The organism is Campylobacter pinnipediorum subsp. caledonicus, from assembly GCF_002022005.1.
In the GTDB taxonomy this organism is placed as follows: domain Bacteria; phylum Campylobacterota; class Campylobacteria; order Campylobacterales; family Campylobacteraceae; genus Campylobacter_A; species Campylobacter_A caledonicus.
Genome location: NZ_CP017258.1, coordinates 319,792 through 336,869, shown reverse-complemented (window position 1 = coordinate 336,869; position 17,078 = coordinate 319,792). Strand labels below are relative to the sequence as shown.

27 protein-coding genes, 1 other RNA gene and 1 pseudogene are annotated in these 17,078 nt (G+C 31.2%); 4 read left to right on the top strand and 25 right to left on the bottom strand.

The features are described from left to right. Positions 1-2 precede the first annotated feature (2 nt). From CPIN18021_RS01820 to panB, 5 genes and pseudogenes are all read right to left on the bottom strand, one after another. Positions 3-1,970, bottom strand: coding sequence for a proton-conducting transporter transmembrane domain-containing protein (locus CPIN18021_RS01820; RefSeq protein ID WP_078424276.1), 1,968 nt, complete (start codon positions 1,968-1,970; stop codon positions 3-5). Between the two features lies 1 nt (position 1,971). Further along, complete coding sequence (locus CPIN18021_RS01815; RefSeq protein ID WP_069633387.1) at positions 1,972-2,541, bottom strand: 4Fe-4S dicluster domain-containing protein; 570 nt, start codon at positions 2,539-2,541, stop codon at positions 1,972-1,974. A 271-nt stretch (positions 2,542-2,812) separates the two neighbouring features. Beyond that, positions 2,813-3,091, bottom strand: a pseudogene (locus CPIN18021_RS01810) (GNAT family N-acetyltransferase); the annotation flags it as partial. A 43-nt stretch (positions 3,092-3,134) separates the two neighbouring features. Then, entirely contained in the window at positions 3,135-3,767 is a 633-nt protein-coding gene (locus CPIN18021_RS01805; RefSeq protein WP_078422912.1) for a formyltransferase family protein, read from the bottom strand. 78 nt (positions 3,768-3,845) lie between these two features. Next, positions 3,846-4,643 (bottom strand): 3-methyl-2-oxobutanoate hydroxymethyltransferase, encoded by a 798-nt coding sequence (gene panB / locus CPIN18021_RS01800; protein WP_078424275.1) that lies wholly within the window; start codon positions 4,641-4,643, stop codon positions 3,846-3,848. Positions 4,644-4,740: 97 nt separating this feature from the next. Here panB and CPIN18021_RS01795 point away from each other — a divergent pair, with 97 nt between their 5' ends. From CPIN18021_RS01795 to CPIN18021_RS01785, 3 genes are all read left to right on the top strand, one after another. Continuing rightward, positions 4,741-5,145 (top strand): Hpt domain-containing protein, encoded by a 405-nt coding sequence (locus tag CPIN18021_RS01795; RefSeq protein WP_078422911.1) that lies wholly within the window; start codon positions 4,741-4,743, stop codon positions 5,143-5,145. A 36-nt stretch (positions 5,146-5,181) separates the two neighbouring features. Next, positions 5,182-5,542: a transfer-messenger RNA gene (gene ssrA, locus CPIN18021_RS01790) on the top strand. A 199-nt stretch (positions 5,543-5,741) separates the two neighbouring features. After that, positions 5,742-6,926: a tyrosine-type recombinase/integrase gene (locus CPIN18021_RS01785; RefSeq protein WP_078424274.1), complete on the top strand. Its 1,185-nt coding sequence runs from the start codon at positions 5,742-5,744 to the stop codon at positions 6,924-6,926. On the opposite strand, the gene CPIN18021_RS01780 is transcribed toward CPIN18021_RS01785, so the two are convergent. From CPIN18021_RS01780 to CPIN18021_RS01720, 14 genes are all read right to left on the bottom strand, one after another. Beyond that, positions 6,877-7,083, bottom strand: a complete 207-nt coding sequence (locus tag CPIN18021_RS01780) for a helix-turn-helix transcriptional regulator (RefSeq protein ID WP_078422909.1) — start codon at positions 7,081-7,083, stop codon at positions 6,877-6,879. The two genes, CPIN18021_RS01785 and CPIN18021_RS01780, sit on opposite strands and share 50 nt — an antisense overlap. 107 nt (positions 7,084-7,190) lie before the next feature. Beyond that, a complete protein-coding gene (locus tag CPIN18021_RS01775; RefSeq protein ID WP_078424273.1) occupies positions 7,191-7,907 on the bottom strand; it encodes a Rha family transcriptional regulator in 717 nt (238 codons plus the stop codon). Between the two features lie 426 nt (positions 7,908-8,333). Further along, positions 8,334-8,564 (bottom strand): sigma factor-like helix-turn-helix DNA-binding protein, encoded by a 231-nt coding sequence (locus CPIN18021_RS01770; protein WP_078422907.1) that lies wholly within the window; start codon positions 8,562-8,564, stop codon positions 8,334-8,336. 1 nt (position 8,565) lies between these two features. Then, positions 8,566-9,561 (bottom strand): RhuM family protein, encoded by a 996-nt coding sequence (rhuM, locus tag CPIN18021_RS01765; RefSeq protein ID WP_078424272.1) that lies wholly within the window; start codon positions 9,559-9,561, stop codon positions 8,566-8,568. 244 nt (positions 9,562-9,805) lie between these two features. Continuing rightward, on the bottom strand, positions 9,806-10,222 hold the full coding sequence (locus CPIN18021_RS01760; protein ID WP_078422905.1) for a type II toxin-antitoxin system PemK/MazF family toxin: 417 nt from the start codon (positions 10,220-10,222) through the stop codon (positions 9,806-9,808). 113 nt (positions 10,223-10,335) lie between these two features. After that, complete coding sequence (ssb, locus tag CPIN18021_RS01755) at positions 10,336-10,851, bottom strand: single-stranded DNA-binding protein (protein WP_078422904.1); 516 nt, start codon at positions 10,849-10,851, stop codon at positions 10,336-10,338. Next, entirely contained in the window at positions 10,844-11,062 is a 219-nt protein-coding gene (locus tag CPIN18021_RS01750; RefSeq protein ID WP_078422903.1) for a hypothetical protein, read from the bottom strand. Before CPIN18021_RS01750 ends, ssb begins: the two co-directional genes overlap by 8 nt. 11 nt (positions 11,063-11,073) lie before the next feature. Beyond that, positions 11,074-11,325, bottom strand: coding sequence for a DUF6378 domain-containing protein (locus tag CPIN18021_RS01745; RefSeq protein ID WP_078422902.1), 252 nt, complete (start codon positions 11,323-11,325; stop codon positions 11,074-11,076). Next, positions 11,325-12,152: a phage recombination protein Bet gene (gene bet / locus CPIN18021_RS01740; RefSeq protein WP_078422901.1), complete on the bottom strand. Its 828-nt coding sequence runs from the start codon at positions 12,150-12,152 to the stop codon at positions 11,325-11,327. Before bet ends, CPIN18021_RS01745 begins: the two co-directional genes overlap by 1 nt. Positions 12,153-12,162: 10 nt before the next feature. Then, entirely contained in the window at positions 12,163-12,303 is a 141-nt protein-coding gene (locus CPIN18021_RS08840; protein WP_157886652.1) for a hypothetical protein, read from the bottom strand. After that, positions 12,278-13,012 carry a Rha family transcriptional regulator gene (locus CPIN18021_RS01735; RefSeq protein WP_078424271.1) on the bottom strand — a complete coding sequence of 245 codons (735 nt, stop codon included), beginning with the start codon at positions 13,010-13,012 and terminating at the stop codon, positions 12,278-12,280. Before CPIN18021_RS01735 ends, CPIN18021_RS08840 begins: the two co-directional genes overlap by 26 nt. 134 nt (positions 13,013-13,146) lie before the next feature. Further along, positions 13,147-13,302 carry a toxin-antitoxin system HicB family antitoxin gene (locus CPIN18021_RS01730; protein ID WP_078415577.1) on the bottom strand — a complete coding sequence of 52 codons (156 nt, stop codon included), beginning with the start codon at positions 13,300-13,302 and terminating at the stop codon, positions 13,147-13,149. 38 nt (positions 13,303-13,340) lie between these two features. After that, positions 13,341-13,565 (bottom strand): helix-turn-helix domain-containing protein, encoded by a 225-nt coding sequence (locus tag CPIN18021_RS01725; RefSeq protein WP_078424270.1) that lies wholly within the window; start codon positions 13,563-13,565, stop codon positions 13,341-13,343. Positions 13,566-13,579: 14 nt separating this feature from the next. Next, positions 13,580-13,819 carry a hypothetical protein gene (locus CPIN18021_RS01720; protein ID WP_078422898.1) on the bottom strand — a complete coding sequence of 80 codons (240 nt, stop codon included), beginning with the start codon at positions 13,817-13,819 and terminating at the stop codon, positions 13,580-13,582. An 86-nt stretch (positions 13,820-13,905) separates the two neighbouring features. Here CPIN18021_RS01720 and CPIN18021_RS01715 point away from each other — a divergent pair, with 86 nt between their 5' ends. After that, positions 13,906-14,175, top strand: a complete 270-nt coding sequence (locus tag CPIN18021_RS01715) for a hypothetical protein (protein ID WP_078422897.1) — start codon at positions 13,906-13,908, stop codon at positions 14,173-14,175. Between the two features lie 41 nt (positions 14,176-14,216). Here the strand turns inward: CPIN18021_RS01715 and CPIN18021_RS01710 are convergent, their stop codons facing one another. The 6 genes from CPIN18021_RS01710 to CPIN18021_RS01690 form a co-directional block, all read right to left on the bottom strand. Continuing rightward, entirely contained in the window at positions 14,217-14,408 is a 192-nt protein-coding gene (locus CPIN18021_RS01710) for a hypothetical protein (RefSeq protein ID WP_078422896.1), read from the bottom strand. Between the two features lie 9 nt (positions 14,409-14,417). Then, positions 14,418-14,795 (bottom strand): type II toxin-antitoxin system death-on-curing family toxin, encoded by a 378-nt coding sequence (locus CPIN18021_RS01705; protein WP_078422895.1) that lies wholly within the window; start codon positions 14,793-14,795, stop codon positions 14,418-14,420. After that, on the bottom strand, positions 14,792-14,926 hold the full coding sequence (locus tag CPIN18021_RS09105) for a hypothetical protein (RefSeq protein WP_257617023.1): 135 nt from the start codon (positions 14,924-14,926) through the stop codon (positions 14,792-14,794). Before CPIN18021_RS09105 ends, CPIN18021_RS01705 begins: the two co-directional genes overlap by 4 nt. Next, positions 14,926-15,171: a hypothetical protein gene (locus CPIN18021_RS01700; protein ID WP_078422894.1), complete on the bottom strand. Its 246-nt coding sequence runs from the start codon at positions 15,169-15,171 to the stop codon at positions 14,926-14,928. The genes CPIN18021_RS09105 and CPIN18021_RS01700 overlap by 1 nt, the downstream gene beginning before the upstream one ends. Continuing rightward, positions 15,164-16,123 (bottom strand): RelA/SpoT domain-containing protein, encoded by a 960-nt coding sequence (locus tag CPIN18021_RS01695; protein WP_078424269.1) that lies wholly within the window; start codon positions 16,121-16,123, stop codon positions 15,164-15,166. Before CPIN18021_RS01695 ends, CPIN18021_RS01700 begins: the two co-directional genes overlap by 8 nt. 61 nt (positions 16,124-16,184) lie before the next feature. After that, on the bottom strand, positions 16,185-16,979 hold the full coding sequence (locus CPIN18021_RS01690) for a PD-(D/E)XK nuclease-like domain-containing protein (RefSeq protein ID WP_078422892.1): 795 nt from the start codon (positions 16,977-16,979) through the stop codon (positions 16,185-16,187). Between the last annotated feature and the right edge of the window lie 99 nt (positions 16,980-17,078).

Sequence of the window (17,078 nt, the reverse complement as noted above, 5' to 3'; positions counted from 1 at the left end):
CCTTATATTAAAAAGTAGCTAACCGCAAGCATCAAACAAAGATATAAAATGATATAAAATGAATAAACATTTGTATATCCACTTTGGAAAATACCTATTTTATCAGCTATTTTTTTGCTTAAATTTATAAAAGGTTCATAAAATAATCCCCACCAAATATCTTTTGGATGATTATGATATTCAACAGGAGTAAAATAATCTTTGCTGATAATTTTTTTATCGGCACGGAATAACCACTGCATTATTTTTCTAAGATCACCAGTAAAAGGACCACCAGTCATTTGCATACGTGAATTGTATTTAAATCCACAAGCCCAAGGATCTGTTTCTCTTGGTTTTGTTTTATTAGCTTTCATAACCATTAATATAACAAAAGGAAGTATCATTGTCGAAGTTAGGACAATAGCAATTAATGGAGTTGAAATATAACTTCCTAGAGGAGAAGTAACAGATGTTGAACCAGAACTCGCTATATATGAACTAGGAACTATAGAATTCACACCTTGCATAATATAATCAACAACAACATTTGCACCAACACCAAAACCTATACATCCAGCCATTAAGATTATCATTCCAATAACCATACCAAGAGGGCTTTCTTTTGCATTTTCCCAAATTTTTTGATCTCTTGGGGTTCCTGAAAAAATTACCGCATATAATTTTAAGTGCATACCAACCAAAACACCTGTTAGAGCAAGAGCAACAACACCCAAAGAAAATGAATATCTAGCTATAACACTATCTTGCATAGCACCTTGAAGCATGCCTTGATATGTAAACCATTCAGACACAAAACCATTTACAGGTGGCAAGGCAGCAATACCCATAATACCTATAAACATACCAGCCGCAGTCCAAGGCATTTTTTTGGCAAGTCCACCAAGAACATCCATATCTCTTGTATGAGTTGCATGCAATACAGAACCAGCACAAAGAAATAATAAACCTTTAAATATAGCGTGGTTTACAATATGATAACAACCAGCTAAAAATCCTATTGCGGCTAGGGTTGCATTGTTTACAGACAAGCCATAAATTCCAGTTCCAAGACCAAGAAGTATGATTCCTATATTTTCAACTGAGTGATACGCTAATAAAGCTTTATAGTCGTGTTGACAAAGCGCATATAAAACACCAAATAATGAGCTAGCTGCGCCCAAAGCTAATATAGTAAGACCAAAATAAGGGCTAAGTGGTAGATAAAGTGTAAATTTAACAAGTGTAAATAATGCAACTTTTATCATAACACCACTCATAAGAGCTGATACATTTGATGGGGCAGCTGGGTGAGCTAGTGGAAGCCAAACATGAAATGGCCACATGCCAGCTTTTGAACCAAAACCAATCAAAAATAATATAAATACAACTATTGAAGCACCTAAAGGCATATTTAGGTTTGCAAAATCACTAAATTCTGTGCTGTTTGCATAATAAGACAATAAAAGCAAACCACAAGTTATACAAAATGCTCCTATTTGAGCTATACCTAGATATATCATAACAGCTTTTAAAGTGCCTTTGCCATCGTTTACTAAAATCAAGAAAGATGATACAAGTGTCATTAGCTCCCAAAGCACAATAAAACAAAATACGTTATTTGCACTAATTACAAGAAGCATTGACAATATAAAAATACTAAACAAACTTGCAAAAACAGCAACATTTGCTTTTTTGATATATTCGTTTGCATAGCTCATACCATAAATACTACTTGCAAAACCTATAAATACAACCACAAAGCTAAAAAAGTTACCAAGTGGGTTTAGTGCAAAATTTGGAGAATATAAAAAATTTCCACCAAGCAAAAAGCTATCACTAACACCCATATTGCATACAAAATGACTCATAGCTATAAAGCAACTAATCGCACTAAGTCCAAATCCAGCCTTTACAGCTAATTTTGGATTTTTATAAAAACACATACTAATAATAGCGCTTAATACAAAAAGCAAATAAATTTCAACCATCTCAGGCCTCCTCGCTTTGCATTATCTTATGCAAAAACTCATTTGCTGACTTAAAGTCTATACTTTTACCAAGTTTGTGATTTTGATTTCTAGGATCCACCATAATAAGAGCTGAAGTAGGACAAACATCAACGCATGCAGGTCCTTTTTCCTGTCCATAACACATATCACATTTTATGGCGATATTTTTAGCTCCGGCTTGTGATTCTATTTCTAGATAATATTTTGGTTCAACTGAATAATTTACTGAAGGCATAAGTTCAGCGCTTGAACTAATAGCTCCATAAGGACAGGCAATAGTGCATAATTTGCAACCTATACATATCTCCTCGTGAAGCTCAATACAATCATCATCAAATCTCAATGCACCAGTCGGACAAACATTTGCACAAGGGCCATCATCGCATTGTCTACATTGTGTTGGCATTACACCAGCAGCTTGTCTTAAAACAGATAGCCTTGCTTTTGATAATTTCCCCCTCTCATAAGCGCTTTTAAAACACGCGGCCATACAAGTAGCACAGCCTATACAACGCTTATAATCAGCAATAACAAATTTATGCTGTTTCATAAATCCTCCTCGCGTTTTATAGAAAACTTTGACAATTTTATAAAATTTCAAATTTTTTTTCTGTCATTTTCCTGACATTTATTATTTATAAAAATTAATTTTTATAATTTTGTATATTTTTATATATTTATAGTATAGCTATATAAGGGACTTGTATTATTTATAATGTAATATGTTTTATATATTTTAAATTAAAAACTATGTATTATTGATAATATATTACATTTATAATTAAATATAAATGTAATATAATTATTTAAGATATATTTTATTATAAAGAAAGTTCAATGGACTTAAATTTATCATCTTTATCTGATATATTAAATCCATTTTTAAGATACAGCTTGATAGCTTTTTCGTTTGAGCTTAAAACAAATGATTTAATTTTTAAAACCCTCAAAACATTAAAAGCATATTTTTTAATCTCATCAATTAACACCTGCCCATATCCTTTTAAGTTTGGATTTTGATACAATCCAAACTCGCAAGAACTTGTGTCTATATCACTAAATGATATAACACCAATAGGGCTATCTTTTTTAAAAACTAAAAAATATTTTTCATAATTTTATGTGCTTATTTTTAAAGTAATTCTAATCAACAACCTCTTCTGTTATTTTTAATATAAATTTATGTCCATTTAAAACAAAAAATGCTGGATACTCTTCGTTATTTGACACCCTCAATAAATTAAACTGTTCCTTAATACTTTTGTTAATATCTAGTTCGCTATCTTTAGCAGTTCTTTTTGGATAAAAGCTTTCTACACCTTCTTGTTTTTTTGGCTTTATATCTTTATGATTTTTTAAAAAATCTATACACATTTGAATAATCATTTTAGCTTGTTTTTCTCTTAATTCATCATTCAACTCATAGCCATTTAACTTAAGATACCTCTGCATATAAATATCACCGGCATCTATTCCTTTATTTGCTTCAAACATGCTAAAACAAATTTCATTTTTTCCTTCCAATATCTGCCAAAACATTGGAGACCAGCCTTTTCCTTGAGGCAAAGGACTAGAATGAATTACGATATTATGTTTATGTTGTTTTAAAAAAACATCGGGGATTAAAACATGATAACTTAGTATAAAAACTATTTCATATTCTTTACCTATTAATTTATGGTCTAAAAAAAGTTGTGAATTCTTTATGCATTTAGATAAACTTTTGGCATAATTCAAAAACCACTGGTTTTTACTAGTTAAAATTGCCACTTTCATATTAAAACCTTTCTATATTTATGAATATGTTTAGTCGTTATCTAAATCTATAAAGTTTTTAATCCAAATCATACTTTTTTAATACCAAAAATCAGATGTTGGGAATTTTTGATTTTTTACTTCATTGGCGTATTCTTGTATAGCATTTCGGACCAAGCTGGCGCCACTCATATATTGCTTTACAAATTTTGGCTTAAATTCCTCAAAAAATCCAAGCATATCAGAAAATACAAGTATTTGTCCATCAGTCTTAACGCCTGAACCTATTCCTATAGTAGGAATTTCAAGAGAACGCGTTATCTCATTCGCAACATCGCTAATAACACCTTCTAAGACTATACAAAAAGCTCCAGCATCTTGCAAAGCCAAGGCCTCTTCTTTTAGCTTTTTTTTATCATCATCATTTTTACCTTTTATCTTATAACCACCTTCAAATCTAACTCTTTGTGGCATTAAGCCTATATGTCCGCAAACACTTACACCTTCTTCTGTTAGTTTTTTAACAGTAGGAACAACCCTCATACCACCTTCTAGCTTTATACAATCAGCTCCAGCTTGTTTTATAAACTTAACCGCATTTTTTAAAGCCATCTTTTCATTTTGATAACTACCAAAAGGCATATCGCCCATAATCAAAGCCCTTTTTGCGCCCGCACAAACAGCTCTTGTATGATAAAGCATAGATTTCAAATCAACATTTAGTGTGTCTTTTTGACCATTAAAGCTCATATTTAAACTATCTCCAACCAAAATGACATCAGCATAATCATCAAAAAGTTTTGCAAATAAAGCATCATAAGCGGTTATTGCAACTATTTTTTCATTATTTTTTTTATTTAATATATCTTGAGTTGTAATTTTTTTATAAACTGACATTTGAAAAACCTTTGTTTTGTATTAATCGCATTTATTGCACTTTGTATTTTACCAAAAAAAATGTTACAATTAGGTTACAGTTTTTCAAGGATTAAATATGGGTATATTAAAAAATTTAGAGATAGATTATTCATTTGAGATTGTGGAGGAATTCTTATCACACTACTCAATAATGTGTGATATTTCAGAACCAATCGTAATAGGCCTTGGCAATAAAACAAAATATAACGAAAACATAAAAGAGCTATTTAGAATTTATCACAATATAAAATCAGCAGCTGGATATATGCACCTCGAGCCTATAATAAATTTAGCAACATTAGCAGAAGAAATTTGCGCAGAAGCTAGAGAAATAGAAGGTCCAGCAAATGATAAATTTATAGACTGGTTGTTACTCGTTGGGGATCAATTCATAAAATACAAAAGTGATTTAGAAAATGACTCTGAATATTTTAGTATTCTAGAACCATTAATAATAAATATACCGGTAAAACTTGACTAAAATTTAAAAAGATATTAGAATATAAGCTTAAAAAATGGGAGTGACTTGGCTTCGACAGGAGCAGAGTGGCTACGATGGCATGTCGCTTTGAGCAAAGCGTAAAAAGCTCAAAATTAAATTTAAACGCAAACAACGTTAATTTCGCTCCTGCTTACGCTAAAGCTGCGTAAGTTCAGTTGAGCCTTGCACTTTTTGATACTATCTAAAAAAGATTGCAAGTTACCTAGATAGTGTAGATTTGTATTTTGGCATGATATAGGTTGAAATTTTTGCCTTAGCTAAGATAAGTGTTTTGGAAAGTGAGCATGTCTTAGTGAATTTTTCACTTTTGCTAAACATGTAGAAGTTGTGGTTGTTTTGTTTTTGGACAGGGGTTCGATTCCCCTCGCTTCCACCATTAATTACTTTTTATTCCCTTTTATTCCATTCAAAAATCACCTACAAAGCACGATAAAAAGGCATTTTTGAGGCGTTTATTTCCTTTTATTCCATTCAATTACTTTTTATTACTTTCAAACTTTTTTATTGACTGAGTTATTGACTAATTAAAAAATATTAGTTAAATTTACATTTTAGTCAATAAAAAAAGGAATAATATGCCAAAAGTAGCCACTTCACTAACTACATTGTCAATAAAGAATTTAAAGCCAAAGGATAAGCCATACTTTATAAGTGATGGGTTTAATTTGCTTTTAAAGGTGTCAAAAAATGGAACTAAAACTTTTATCTTTAACTACAAAAGCCCAAAGACAAATAAACAAAGGCGATACACCATAGGTAATTTTCCTGAAATAACCTTAGCAGAAGCTAGAAATACAAGGATAAAACTTCAAAAAGATATAGATAGTGGTATAGATATACTAGAACAAACCTACTTTAAAGACTTTGAAGCAATTTATCAAGAATACATCAAAACAAGAACAGACATAAGCCAAAAACACCTACAACGGATAAAAAGTTTTTTTGAGCGATTTTTGCTACCAAATTTTGCAAAATCTGATATAAAAAACATTACAAGAAAAGATATACTAAGAGTGCTTTCGCCTTTAATATCAACTCCCGATAGTTTAAAAAAAGCTATGGCGTCGCTTAATCAATTTTATAAATATGCCCTACTTTATGAATACACCGAACATAATATAATAAGTGATATTGATAAAAAAGCATTAATAGGTAAGGTAGAAGTTAAGCATTATGCTTTTTTAAAAAATGATGATGATATAAGAAATTTGTTAAGAAATATAAAAGAGTATAACGGAGATGATAGGATAAAAGTATGTGCCTTGCTTCAGCTTTATACTGCTGTGCGTGGAGCAAATGCAAGATTTGCAGAATGGTCGGAGTTTGATTTTGATAAAAATATATGGCATATAAGTGCTGATAAGATGAAAATGGCTAAGGCTCACGAAGTGCATTTAACAAATAGTGTTAAACATATGCTTTTATCATATAAACAAAGGCATATATTTAACTCAAAATATCTATTTTCAAGCCTAAGAACAACATTAAGACCAATAAGCGATAACACAGTAAGGACAATGCTTCGCAATTTGGGCTATTCAAAGGAAGATATAACACCACACGGCTTTAGAGCTACATTTAGCACGATATGCCACGAAAATATTGATTTACACGGATGTAATTCTGATATTGTAGAATTGTGCTTAGCTCACATAGAGCAAAATAAAGTGAAGGATGCGTATAATCACGCTAAAAATCTAAAACAAAGGGCTAAGCTGATGCAGTGGTGGAGTGATTATCTTGATAGTTTAAGCTCATAGACTGATAAGCATTAATACTATTTAAAGAGTAGTATATGGTCTTATAGCTAACTCTGTTGGCTTTTATCTTGCCTGATTGTCTTAGTCTATAAAGTCCAGAATCACTTACTCCCAACTTTTCTTTAGCCATTTTTGCAGTTATATAAGTATCTTGCATTTTATCTCCTTTATATAATGTGTAAATAGGCTATATTCTTTATATAGCCACCTTTTCTTTTTAGTATCTTTAAAATTTTATTTATAAATGATTTCATAATGTCCCTTTTATGTTTTAAATATCTCATTGTTTTTCATAAAATAAGTGTTGTTACTATCTACATATGCCATCACTGCACCAAGTGCTGTATATACTGGCTCTAAATGCTTTTGTATCTTGTGTAAGGATAAGACAATATCTTTATCTTTACCTAATGCCTTGTAAGCTTCATAGTATTTTTTTCTAAAATAATCCCGCTCATCTTTAACATTTTGTAAAATAGCCTTTGTGTTGTCTATCTTTTGTAAATCAGCCTTTAAGATAGCTATTTGCTTGTTATGCTGTGCTATTTGTGATTTATAGCCGTTTATTTGATTTGTAACTCTTTTGCTTTGCAATATTTGATGGGCTTTTAAAGCTGATATTTCGTTTATGTAATGCTTTGTCTTTATGGCTTTTAATTCAGCTTCCATCATATTAAAAGCTTTGATAAACTCTATCTTCCATTTATAAGCCTTTTCACCTGTAAAGCCCATAACAAGTAAAGAAAAGCCATCGCGGGTAAGGTTGTAGCAAGGTTGCTTTTTGTTTTGAGAATTTATGTAAAAGCTACTTTGAAAGTTATGTTCTCTAAAGTCATCATTTGGTAAGGCTCTGATAGTAGATAAAATATCTCTATGGTTTTTCCCAAATACTTCTGCAATTTGCAAAGAATTAGCAAATATCTCATTACCAACAACTTTAAAATCTACACTTATATTATTTATGGATATTAAAGAACTCATTTCTTAAGCTCCTTAATATCTTTTTCTAATCTATTTACTTTTACACTTAATACTAAAACACTAACTGCTAAAATAAGCACCAAAATATTTATAATCATTTTTGCCCCTTTATGGTATAATCAAAGGATGAGTAAAACGATAACAAAAGGCAGGGCTTTCGCCCCTTTTAAGCTACCCCTTGCCTTTTGCTTGAATGATTGCAGTTATCAAGCAAATTATAGCAGTGATTAACTCGAGTATCTCACTAGCCGACATTGTTTTACTCTCCTTTCTTTATTTAAAAGTTATGTTTTATAACTTTTATGGGAGAATTATAACATAAATAATAACTATTGTCAATAGTAAAAGTAATATAATATAAATATTTTTGTATTTTTTGGTTATGATTTTATACTTTTTAATGACTGCGAATTTTTCCGCAGTCCGTTAAGATATAAATTTTTTAAGTAGTGCTTGTAGTTCTTTTTGTTCGTTTAATTTAGCTTCTAATTCTTTAATCTTAATAAGCATACTACACGATTTTTCTACTTGTTCCCCAACTTCTGTAATTGCAAGTTGCTTAACTCTACCTTCGCTTATTCCTATCATCTCCCCAAGTTGCTTATAAGTTAAGCCAAGTTCTTTGCAAGTTTGTTTTATTAAATTTTCATCTGCCATTTTAATCCTTTGTTTTGTTTTCTAATTCTTCTATGTATTGTGTTTGTTTTAGCTCTTGAAATTTTTGATATTCAAGTTCTGCTTTATCTTTGGCTTTTTGGCTTTTTATCTTTCCAAAATCATCTAAAACATCATATCCGTTGAATTCTAAAAAGCTATCAAGTTTAACAACCCAATCACTCATAGTAAAAACCTTACCTTGTTTTACTTGATTTTCTACATAATCAAGTAGCATAGTGGTAAGGCGGTTTAAGTTTTTTATCTCATCTTCTTTTAGATAGTTTTTAGCTACTGAAACATCTTTTTTTATAGGCTCTTTGCCGTATTCACTACCGCTCCAGGATGTAAGCCCTAAGTGTTCTTTTGTGTGGTCTACTCTTTGAGATATAATTTCTGCTGATGTTTGATGAGTTATAGCATACTCTAGCTTCATTTGAGCAAATGCAAAAAAGTTTTTTGCTAGTTCTGAGCTTTTATCATAGTCAATACTTAGTGCATATACTGCTTGTATCTTTTGATAAAACATTTTTTCACTAGCTCTTATCTCCCTTATTTGCTCTATAAGTTCATCAAGATAGTCTTTATTGAAAATATTATTTCCTTGTTTGAGCCTTTCTTTATCTAGGATAAAGCCTTTGGTAAGATACTCTTTTAATGTTTTGGTAGCCCATATGCGAAATTTAGTAGCTTTTTTACTATTTACCCTATACCCTATGGCTATAATCATATCAAGATTGTAATGTTTTACATTAATTGAAGTCCCATCTTTTCGCACTTGTGCAAAAAGCTCACAAGTGCTTTTTTCTTCCAGCTCTTGATTTTCATATATGTTTGTTATATGCTTAGTAATTCCACTCCTATCTGTATCAAAAATCTCAGCTATTTGTTTTTGATTTAGCCATATTGTTTCATTCTTACTATCTGCTAAAATCTGTATATTTATGTCTTTATCTTCAACTGAATACATAATAAAGTTTTGTTTTGTAACATCTATCACTATTTGCTCCTTACAAACATCGATAAATAAGCTGTGTTACTTTTGCAATATATTGGACATCCACTTCTTTCTCATCTGCCATTACTTCTCCTTTATATTTTATCTATTTTTAAATCTAACTTCGTTATACTTTCACTTACAAAAAAAGTAATGTGAGTTTTTAGAAACTTAGATTACTTTTTTTAACAAGAAAAGGATTTGCCCCCTTGTTTTCAAGGCTCGGGTTCCCGGTCTTAGTGCCGGGCTAATTTATCAACTTATCAACTATCTTGCTTTTTATATCTTCAAAGTCTTTTTTGGTTATATTTATTTTAGCATAATGTGTTACTCTTTTTGTGTCAAAAAGTCTTATTTGGGACAATAATGCTACTTGTTTGTTACCTTTTTTATCTATGAATTTATGATACAAATAGCCTGTTTTATTGGTTGTTTTTGAGCTTAAAGGTATGCCGATAAAAGCATTTAGGTAGTTTGGAATATAAACTTTTTTAATTACTAAAACGGGTCTTATAAAATTATCTTTTTTGCCGTATGTTTCGCACCCTATGTTTTGCCCTATACTTACCCAATATACTTTACCTTCTGAAATAGGATTATTTTTATTGCGGTCAATAGCTTTTTTTAGCTCGTTCCACTTGTCTAATTTATCGCTAAAATCCATATTTTGCCTTTAGTCTATAATAAAAGCAAATTGTATTTAAAAAGATATTAAAAGTTTATTTATTTTTGCCATAATTGCTTTTATAGTTAAAGCGACCCTAAATCCCTTTTCAATCAAAACGGTATGCCTGTGCCATCAACCAATATATCATCATCTGAAGTTACTTGTTGCTGTGGCTTTGGTTGCACCTGTGTTTGTGGCTGTTGTGATTGTCTCTGATAAGTGTTTGCTTGATAGCTTTGGTTGCTATTTTTGGCAGTAGGATTATAACTACCATTAGTGTTATAAGTGTTGTTATTATTGTTATTTGCATCGCCTAACATCTCCATATTTTCAACTATGACGCTATGTTTGCTCTTGTTATTTCCTTGCTGGTCTTGCCAAATGTCCTGTTTTAGCCTACCTTCAATTAAAAGCTTTGAGCCTTTTGCTAAGTATTGATTTGCAGTTTCTGCCAGTTTGTTAAAAAATACTACATCAATAAAGCAAGTTTCTTCTCTCTTTTCGCCATTTGTTATAAATTTCCTTGTTACTGCTATAGATGAAATTCCTATCGCTGTGCCTGTTGTTGTGTATCTTAACTCTATGTCTTTTGTTAAATGTCCTAATAATACTATTTTGTTAAACATTTTTGTCCTTTTCTTCATAATAAACTAAAAGATTATCTACAATCTTAATTAAATCGTTTGCTTCACCTTTCATTGATTGTAAAACCAATTCTTCTATGGTTCTTTCGCTACAATCAAAATCCAAGTCCTCAAACTCGCTAAATGCATTTTCAAGATTTGAAATAATCTTTAAAATCTTATTTTTATTTTTTTGCACCTGTTCTTTTGTCATCTTAACGCTCTTTACTCAAGCGTATCAGCGACTAAGGTCGCATAACCTGCTATATCTCTCCAATGGTCAGCTTCGTTTGGGTTGCCAACACCAATCCTTGCTATCTTGCTAAAAATCATCATAAGGGCTGACCTTTGCGACATACTTAATCTTCTCACGGAAAACTCGTTAAAACCTTCAAGTAAAAATATATTTAATGTCGCATAGTCTTCAAACTTCCCGTGAGTTTGCTCTCGTTGTTTTAAAATTTCATTTACTTGCATTAAGCACTCCTTAAAATCTCATCAATGGCTGATGGGCTGTCAAGTAGCTCTTTTACTTGATTTATGTCAAATCTTGAAACAATATCCTCCGCCCTATCAGAGCTGACACCTCTTTTAATAAGCTCTTGTTCTAACTCATCGTGTGGGTATATCTCTTGTGCCACTATGGTGTTTAAATCATCTTTTTCTTTTTGAGTTACAACATCGTTAAGGTTCTGCTTTTGCTGTTGTTTTGGTTGTGTTGTTTCATTTTCGCCAACTTCATCTAAACTATAAAGCCCCGATATATCAAATGCTTTTCTTAAAGCTTGACTTTCTGCCACTTTCTTAAGCATTGTGGCTGGTTTTGTTCTCCAAAAACTAGTAAGGTCTCCTTTGTTTGTAAATTGTGCGTACTCGTTAAAACTAACTTCGCAAACGAATGGCTTTTGTGTGTCTGTTCTATAAACGCAAGCTGTTGCTACAAGCTCTGGCACTTCCTGCCATTCTCCATTTACAAGCATAGGTGCTTTTTTGATTTCTGTATGGCTTTCAATACCTGCAAACTTACCACTCCTATGTGCTAAAGTTAAAAAGCTATCGCGACCTGCTAACGGTTCTACTTTGCTAACCCATTGACCATTTATTTGGGATTTTCTTTCTATGAAGAAGATTTGTTTTAAGATAGGATTTAACTTAAAAGTTTTTGCAACATTCATGCAATATATCATATCGCTGGTGGTTGCATTTTGTGGGAAAAATTGTTTTTTAATTATCTCTTTTTCTTCTCTTGATAACCACTCATTTTTTGCCAAAGTTGTGTTTTGCTGCATTGCTTCATTTGACATCTTAGCTCCTTTAATTGTTTTTTAGTTTGTAATTTTCAGCAATTAGTTCATCAACTGCACTATTTAACAACTTAATCTCCGCCTCTGCTGTTGCTAATGCTGTTGCTAATTTTAATTTTAGCTCATCAAACCCTGTTTGATTTTGCTCCATTTAATCTCCTTTGATTTATAAAATAATCGTTATCTTCCCAAACATAAGATACTAACGCTCCTATATCGCCATAAGTCTTATCCACTTGCTTTAAAATGTTTTGCAATATCTCAAAAACTCTTTTTTCTTTATCAGCAAACATAGCCTTTAATCTTTCGTTTGCATTTATATAACAATCACGTTCTAGCCTTGCATTATGATAAAGTGCCTTGTAACTATTATCATTAACTGCCTTTGCTTTTGCTATCTCATTTTTTAGTATAGTTATCTCATTTTTGCGTTGTGATAGGTTTGATTTATAAGCATTTACCACTCTTTGATGTCTTTTTGCTTTGTCTATCAATACTGCGTTTAATGATGAAATTTCGTTTATGTATTTATCAAATTTTAGTTTTTGGTTTTCGGCTTTTAACTCGTAAAAAGCTTTAACAAGTATTTTTTTAGCTTCTCTTACTTTCTTTGTATTTTTCATATAAGTAAGTAATAGTGTTGCTTGTTGTTCGTTTAGGTAGTATATTTTCTTATAAGTATAGCCCAGCCCTGCTTGAACTTCTTCTTTATATGCTTCCAAAACTCCAAATTCTTCTAAATCGGTTTTATACTCTCTTATAAGTCTTTGGACTGATTGTTCGCTATTGTCAGTTAGAACTGAAACTTTACTTTGTGTTGTGGCTAGTGTGCCATTATGATTTATGACTAAATTATTCATAATCAATACCTTTCCAATGATTTATTATTGAAATTATATTGAATTATAATTTATTTGTCAATACTTTATTATTATTTTTTTAATCTTTTTGCATTGAGTTAGCAATAAAGCACTCGGATTTAAAATCCGACCGCCTATTTTTTTGTTTCTCTTATTAGCATAAACATTATGTATTGGTTTAAGCTTACTCCTGCTTCTTGTGCCAAAGCTTCTAATTTTTCTTTTAACTCATATGGGATTTTTATTTGTAAATTATAGCTTCCCGTTGGTGTTTCTTTCTCATCTGCCATTTTATACTCCTTTTAAAATTATAAATATAGAGCGGATTTTAAATCCGACCTATAAAATCTCTTGCTTTCTTAATGGCTTCTAAAATTTCCTTTTGCTCTTTATTTTCAAGCATTAAAGTTAGTGCTACTTCTGCCATTTTTGGGGTTTTACCACTAGCCCAAGTTCCTATTGTAGATGGTGGCACATCGAGCTGTCTTCCTAGCTCTGCCTGTGTTATATTTAGCTCTTTACATACCTTTTTAACGATATTTTCATCTGCCATTATTGCTCCTTGTCTTAAATATTTATTTTACTATAAATATCTTTAATGGATATTTTTGTTTTAAGCAATTCTGTGTATAAATTCAAAGCTTTTTCAAAACGTAAAGGGATAAGGGCTTTATCAAGTTTTTCAAACTCTTTTATTTCATCTATGGTATAGCCTAGCTTATCGCTTAGTTCTTTATGCGTTGTTTGTTTATACTTAACAAGTAGAGTAATAGGGTTTAGGTTTGTATCTTCGCTTGAAATAATCATTATAGCTCCTTTTTTTATTATTATTTGGTTTTTATCATAAAAATATTAAAATGTATTTGCGGGATGCCAAATTTAAAGGATACCTAATGCAAAAATTATTAATATGTTATGATTTGTATAAACAAGGACAAAATTATAAAGCAATAGATAATCTTGTCCCGACTTTGGGGGATTGTCGTAAAATTTTAAACACTACTTGGATACTAAAAACTAAATATTCATATAATGAAGTTTTTGACAAACTACAAAAAGAGTGTTTGGACTGCAACGATAAATGTTTAGTTTTTGAGTTGCCTTATGAATTAAACGGGATTAGCAATTTAAGTAAAGATGTTACTGAATGGATTAATTCGTAGTTATTGCCTAATTAAGAGTTAGACAAGAAAATGGTATCCCGTTATCTTTTCAACTTTTCCAAAGCCTTATCAAGTGCCTTTTTTTGCTCTTTCTTTTTTAGATAGCTGTTGAGTTGTCTTTTGGCTTGTTTTTCCATTAGGTCTTTTTTGATTTGTCCTTCAAGGGCTAATTTATCCAAAGCGTCGTATATCGCATTGTTTATCTCTTGTTCCAACTCTTTATCTTCTGCCATTATTTCTCCTTAATAAATAATATTATAAATAACTTCTCTTAGCCCTTCTTTGTCTATTTTTCCACTTGCTAAATCAACTACCACATCTTCCATTATGGTTGCAAAATGGACAAAATATCCATCAAAGCCGTTTAATTCTAAAAAGAAAATTCCTAAGTAAATAGCTGTTCTTTTATTGCCGTCTAAAAATGGATGAAATTTAACACAAGCAAAAACTAGATGAGTTAATTTATCAATAAAATCAGGATAAAATTCATCATTTTGTATTTGGTCTAGTGCAGATGATAAGTAACCTATGCTTTCTTTATTATAGCCACTTGCCCCACCCATATCACTTATTATATAATCGTGTAATGTTATTGCATCTTGAATTTTAAAATATTTCATTTATATTTTAGCCTTTCAAAGACTGCTTTTACTTTTGGGTTTTGCAAAACTACATTTTTCATTTTTTCTTTTATTTCTTTTTTTCTATTTTGAGTTATTTTTGTTTTAGCTACTTCTTTATCTTCTGCCATTATTTCTCCTTTTCAAAACTCAAACTAATATCAGCACCAGCTATCTTTGATAATACTTTGAATATACTTTTTAAATTTCTTACATTTTCTATATTTAGCTGTGCTGGTAGCCATTCTGCACCACAGTTGGGGCATTCGTTTATAAATGTTTGTTGCGTGTCTAAAATATAGGATAAGTTAAGACCGCAGGTATTGCACTTAAAATCAAGCCCTTTAATGTCTTTTATAAGCACTTTTTCATTCATATTTAGCCCTTTGTTTTACTTCTTTGATAAAACTCTTTGCATCCATAAAATAGTTAGGATAGGCTTTTTTAAGTTTTTTGATGCTATCAACGCTAACTAAAACGCTTTGAGTTTTCTTACTGGTTTCAAGGTTTTGATACATTTCCTTCGCGGTTTCAATCTCATTTTTACCAAACTCTAAAAGTTTTAAAACTGAGCTTTGTGTATCTAGTATCAAAAGGTATAAGCCCTCTTGCCCTTTATCCTGTAATTTGTTCGCAACTACGTTTAAGCCACTTAGTAATATTAAGATATTGTGCTTGTCATCAAGCTCTTTTATCTCTTCTATAAACTCTTTCTTGCCTGTAAAAAGTTCAGCACATAGCCAAAAAAATCGTTTATAATGCTCTTGCCCGTATCCTGCTTTTATGTTTGTTTCGCTTTTTAAAGCTAAAATCTCAACTGCTGTAGCCCAATAATGCTGTAAAATGCTCCTTAGCTGTAGTTCTATATGATAGCCACTAACTGATGGTATTTTTCCGTTATATTTAAAAATAATATGATAACTCCTATATCCGTCATCTTTTGGCTCTTTGATGTAGTCATTTTCTTTTACGATTTCCAAAGCACCTTTTTCGGAATAGGTCTCTTTAACTTTTCTTGCAAAGTTCATAACTTCATTGTCATTTTTAAAAACTGCCCTAACACCACCTATATCTTGCATTCTGTCTAAATTCATACCGCTAAAACGCGTTAGCTTTGCTTTTATAGAATTTAGCCTTTTTAATCGCCTTGCTATAAATATGGGCTTTGGAAGTTTTTTACTAAGTGTTTTTACAAGCATTTTCATAAGGGGGATATGGTTGCTTCTAAACGTTGAGATAATGTCTAAATCATCGCTAGTAGCTATATTATCTTTAAGATTTGCCCCAGCTTTTCTTATTGACTTGTTAGATAGCCTTTCATCGCTCATATTAACCCCCTTTGTTTTGTTAATAATTTTATTCAAAATTAGATTAAAACCTTATTACGCTTTATTTTTCGTAAAACTTCCAGCTAGGTAAGCTTATCGTTTGAATATGTGATACCTTATCATCTTCATACTTTGCATAGCCCCACCATTCGTTGCGTTGCTTACAGTTTTTATAAAGTTCTAATAGTTTTAAATAATCTTCCCTACCTTTTTGCAAAGCAACTTCATCAAGCTCATAAAATCCCACCATATAAGGGGCTTTTGTTTCAACTGCTATAAAAAGGAAGTTATTTACTTCTTTTCCGTTTGCCCTTAAAATATCACTGTAAAAACTTGCTTGTATGTGATAGTTAAAGTTTGCTACACTCTTTGCAAAGCCCAAAGCACTTGCATCTGATGTAGTCTTTAAATCAATCGCAATGCCTAATTTTTCATTGTAAAAGTCAGGTCGGCATTTGACTTTTACACCTTCAATCTCGGCAAAATAGCTTTGTTCGGCTAACCCATCTTTTAAAAAAAGTCCACTTTCACGCATATATAAAACGCTATCTGCTATTTGTTTAGCCTCATCAAAAACAGATACCTCAACAATGCTTTTATCTTGATTTTCTTCTAAAAACTCTTGATAAATTTCTTTACCAGCCTTTGTTCTTTTATCACAATCTGGCTCGATAGCAAACTCGTTATAAAGGTCATTTGGCTCAAGGACAAGTTTATGCACGAGTGAGCCTAACAAAAGGCTCTTAGTTTCCGTTCTAAACTTATCCTTGTTCTTAAAGTGATAAGGGCTTTTAGCTAGTAAATCCAAATCACTTTTACTTATTTCGGGTCTTGCATGATACTCTGCGTTTGTCATCTTTAACCCTTTATCGCTTTTAAAAACAGTATAAACTCGTGCATAGTTGCACCTTTTTGGTTAAAAATATCTACATATCTTTGAAAGTCTTTGTATCTC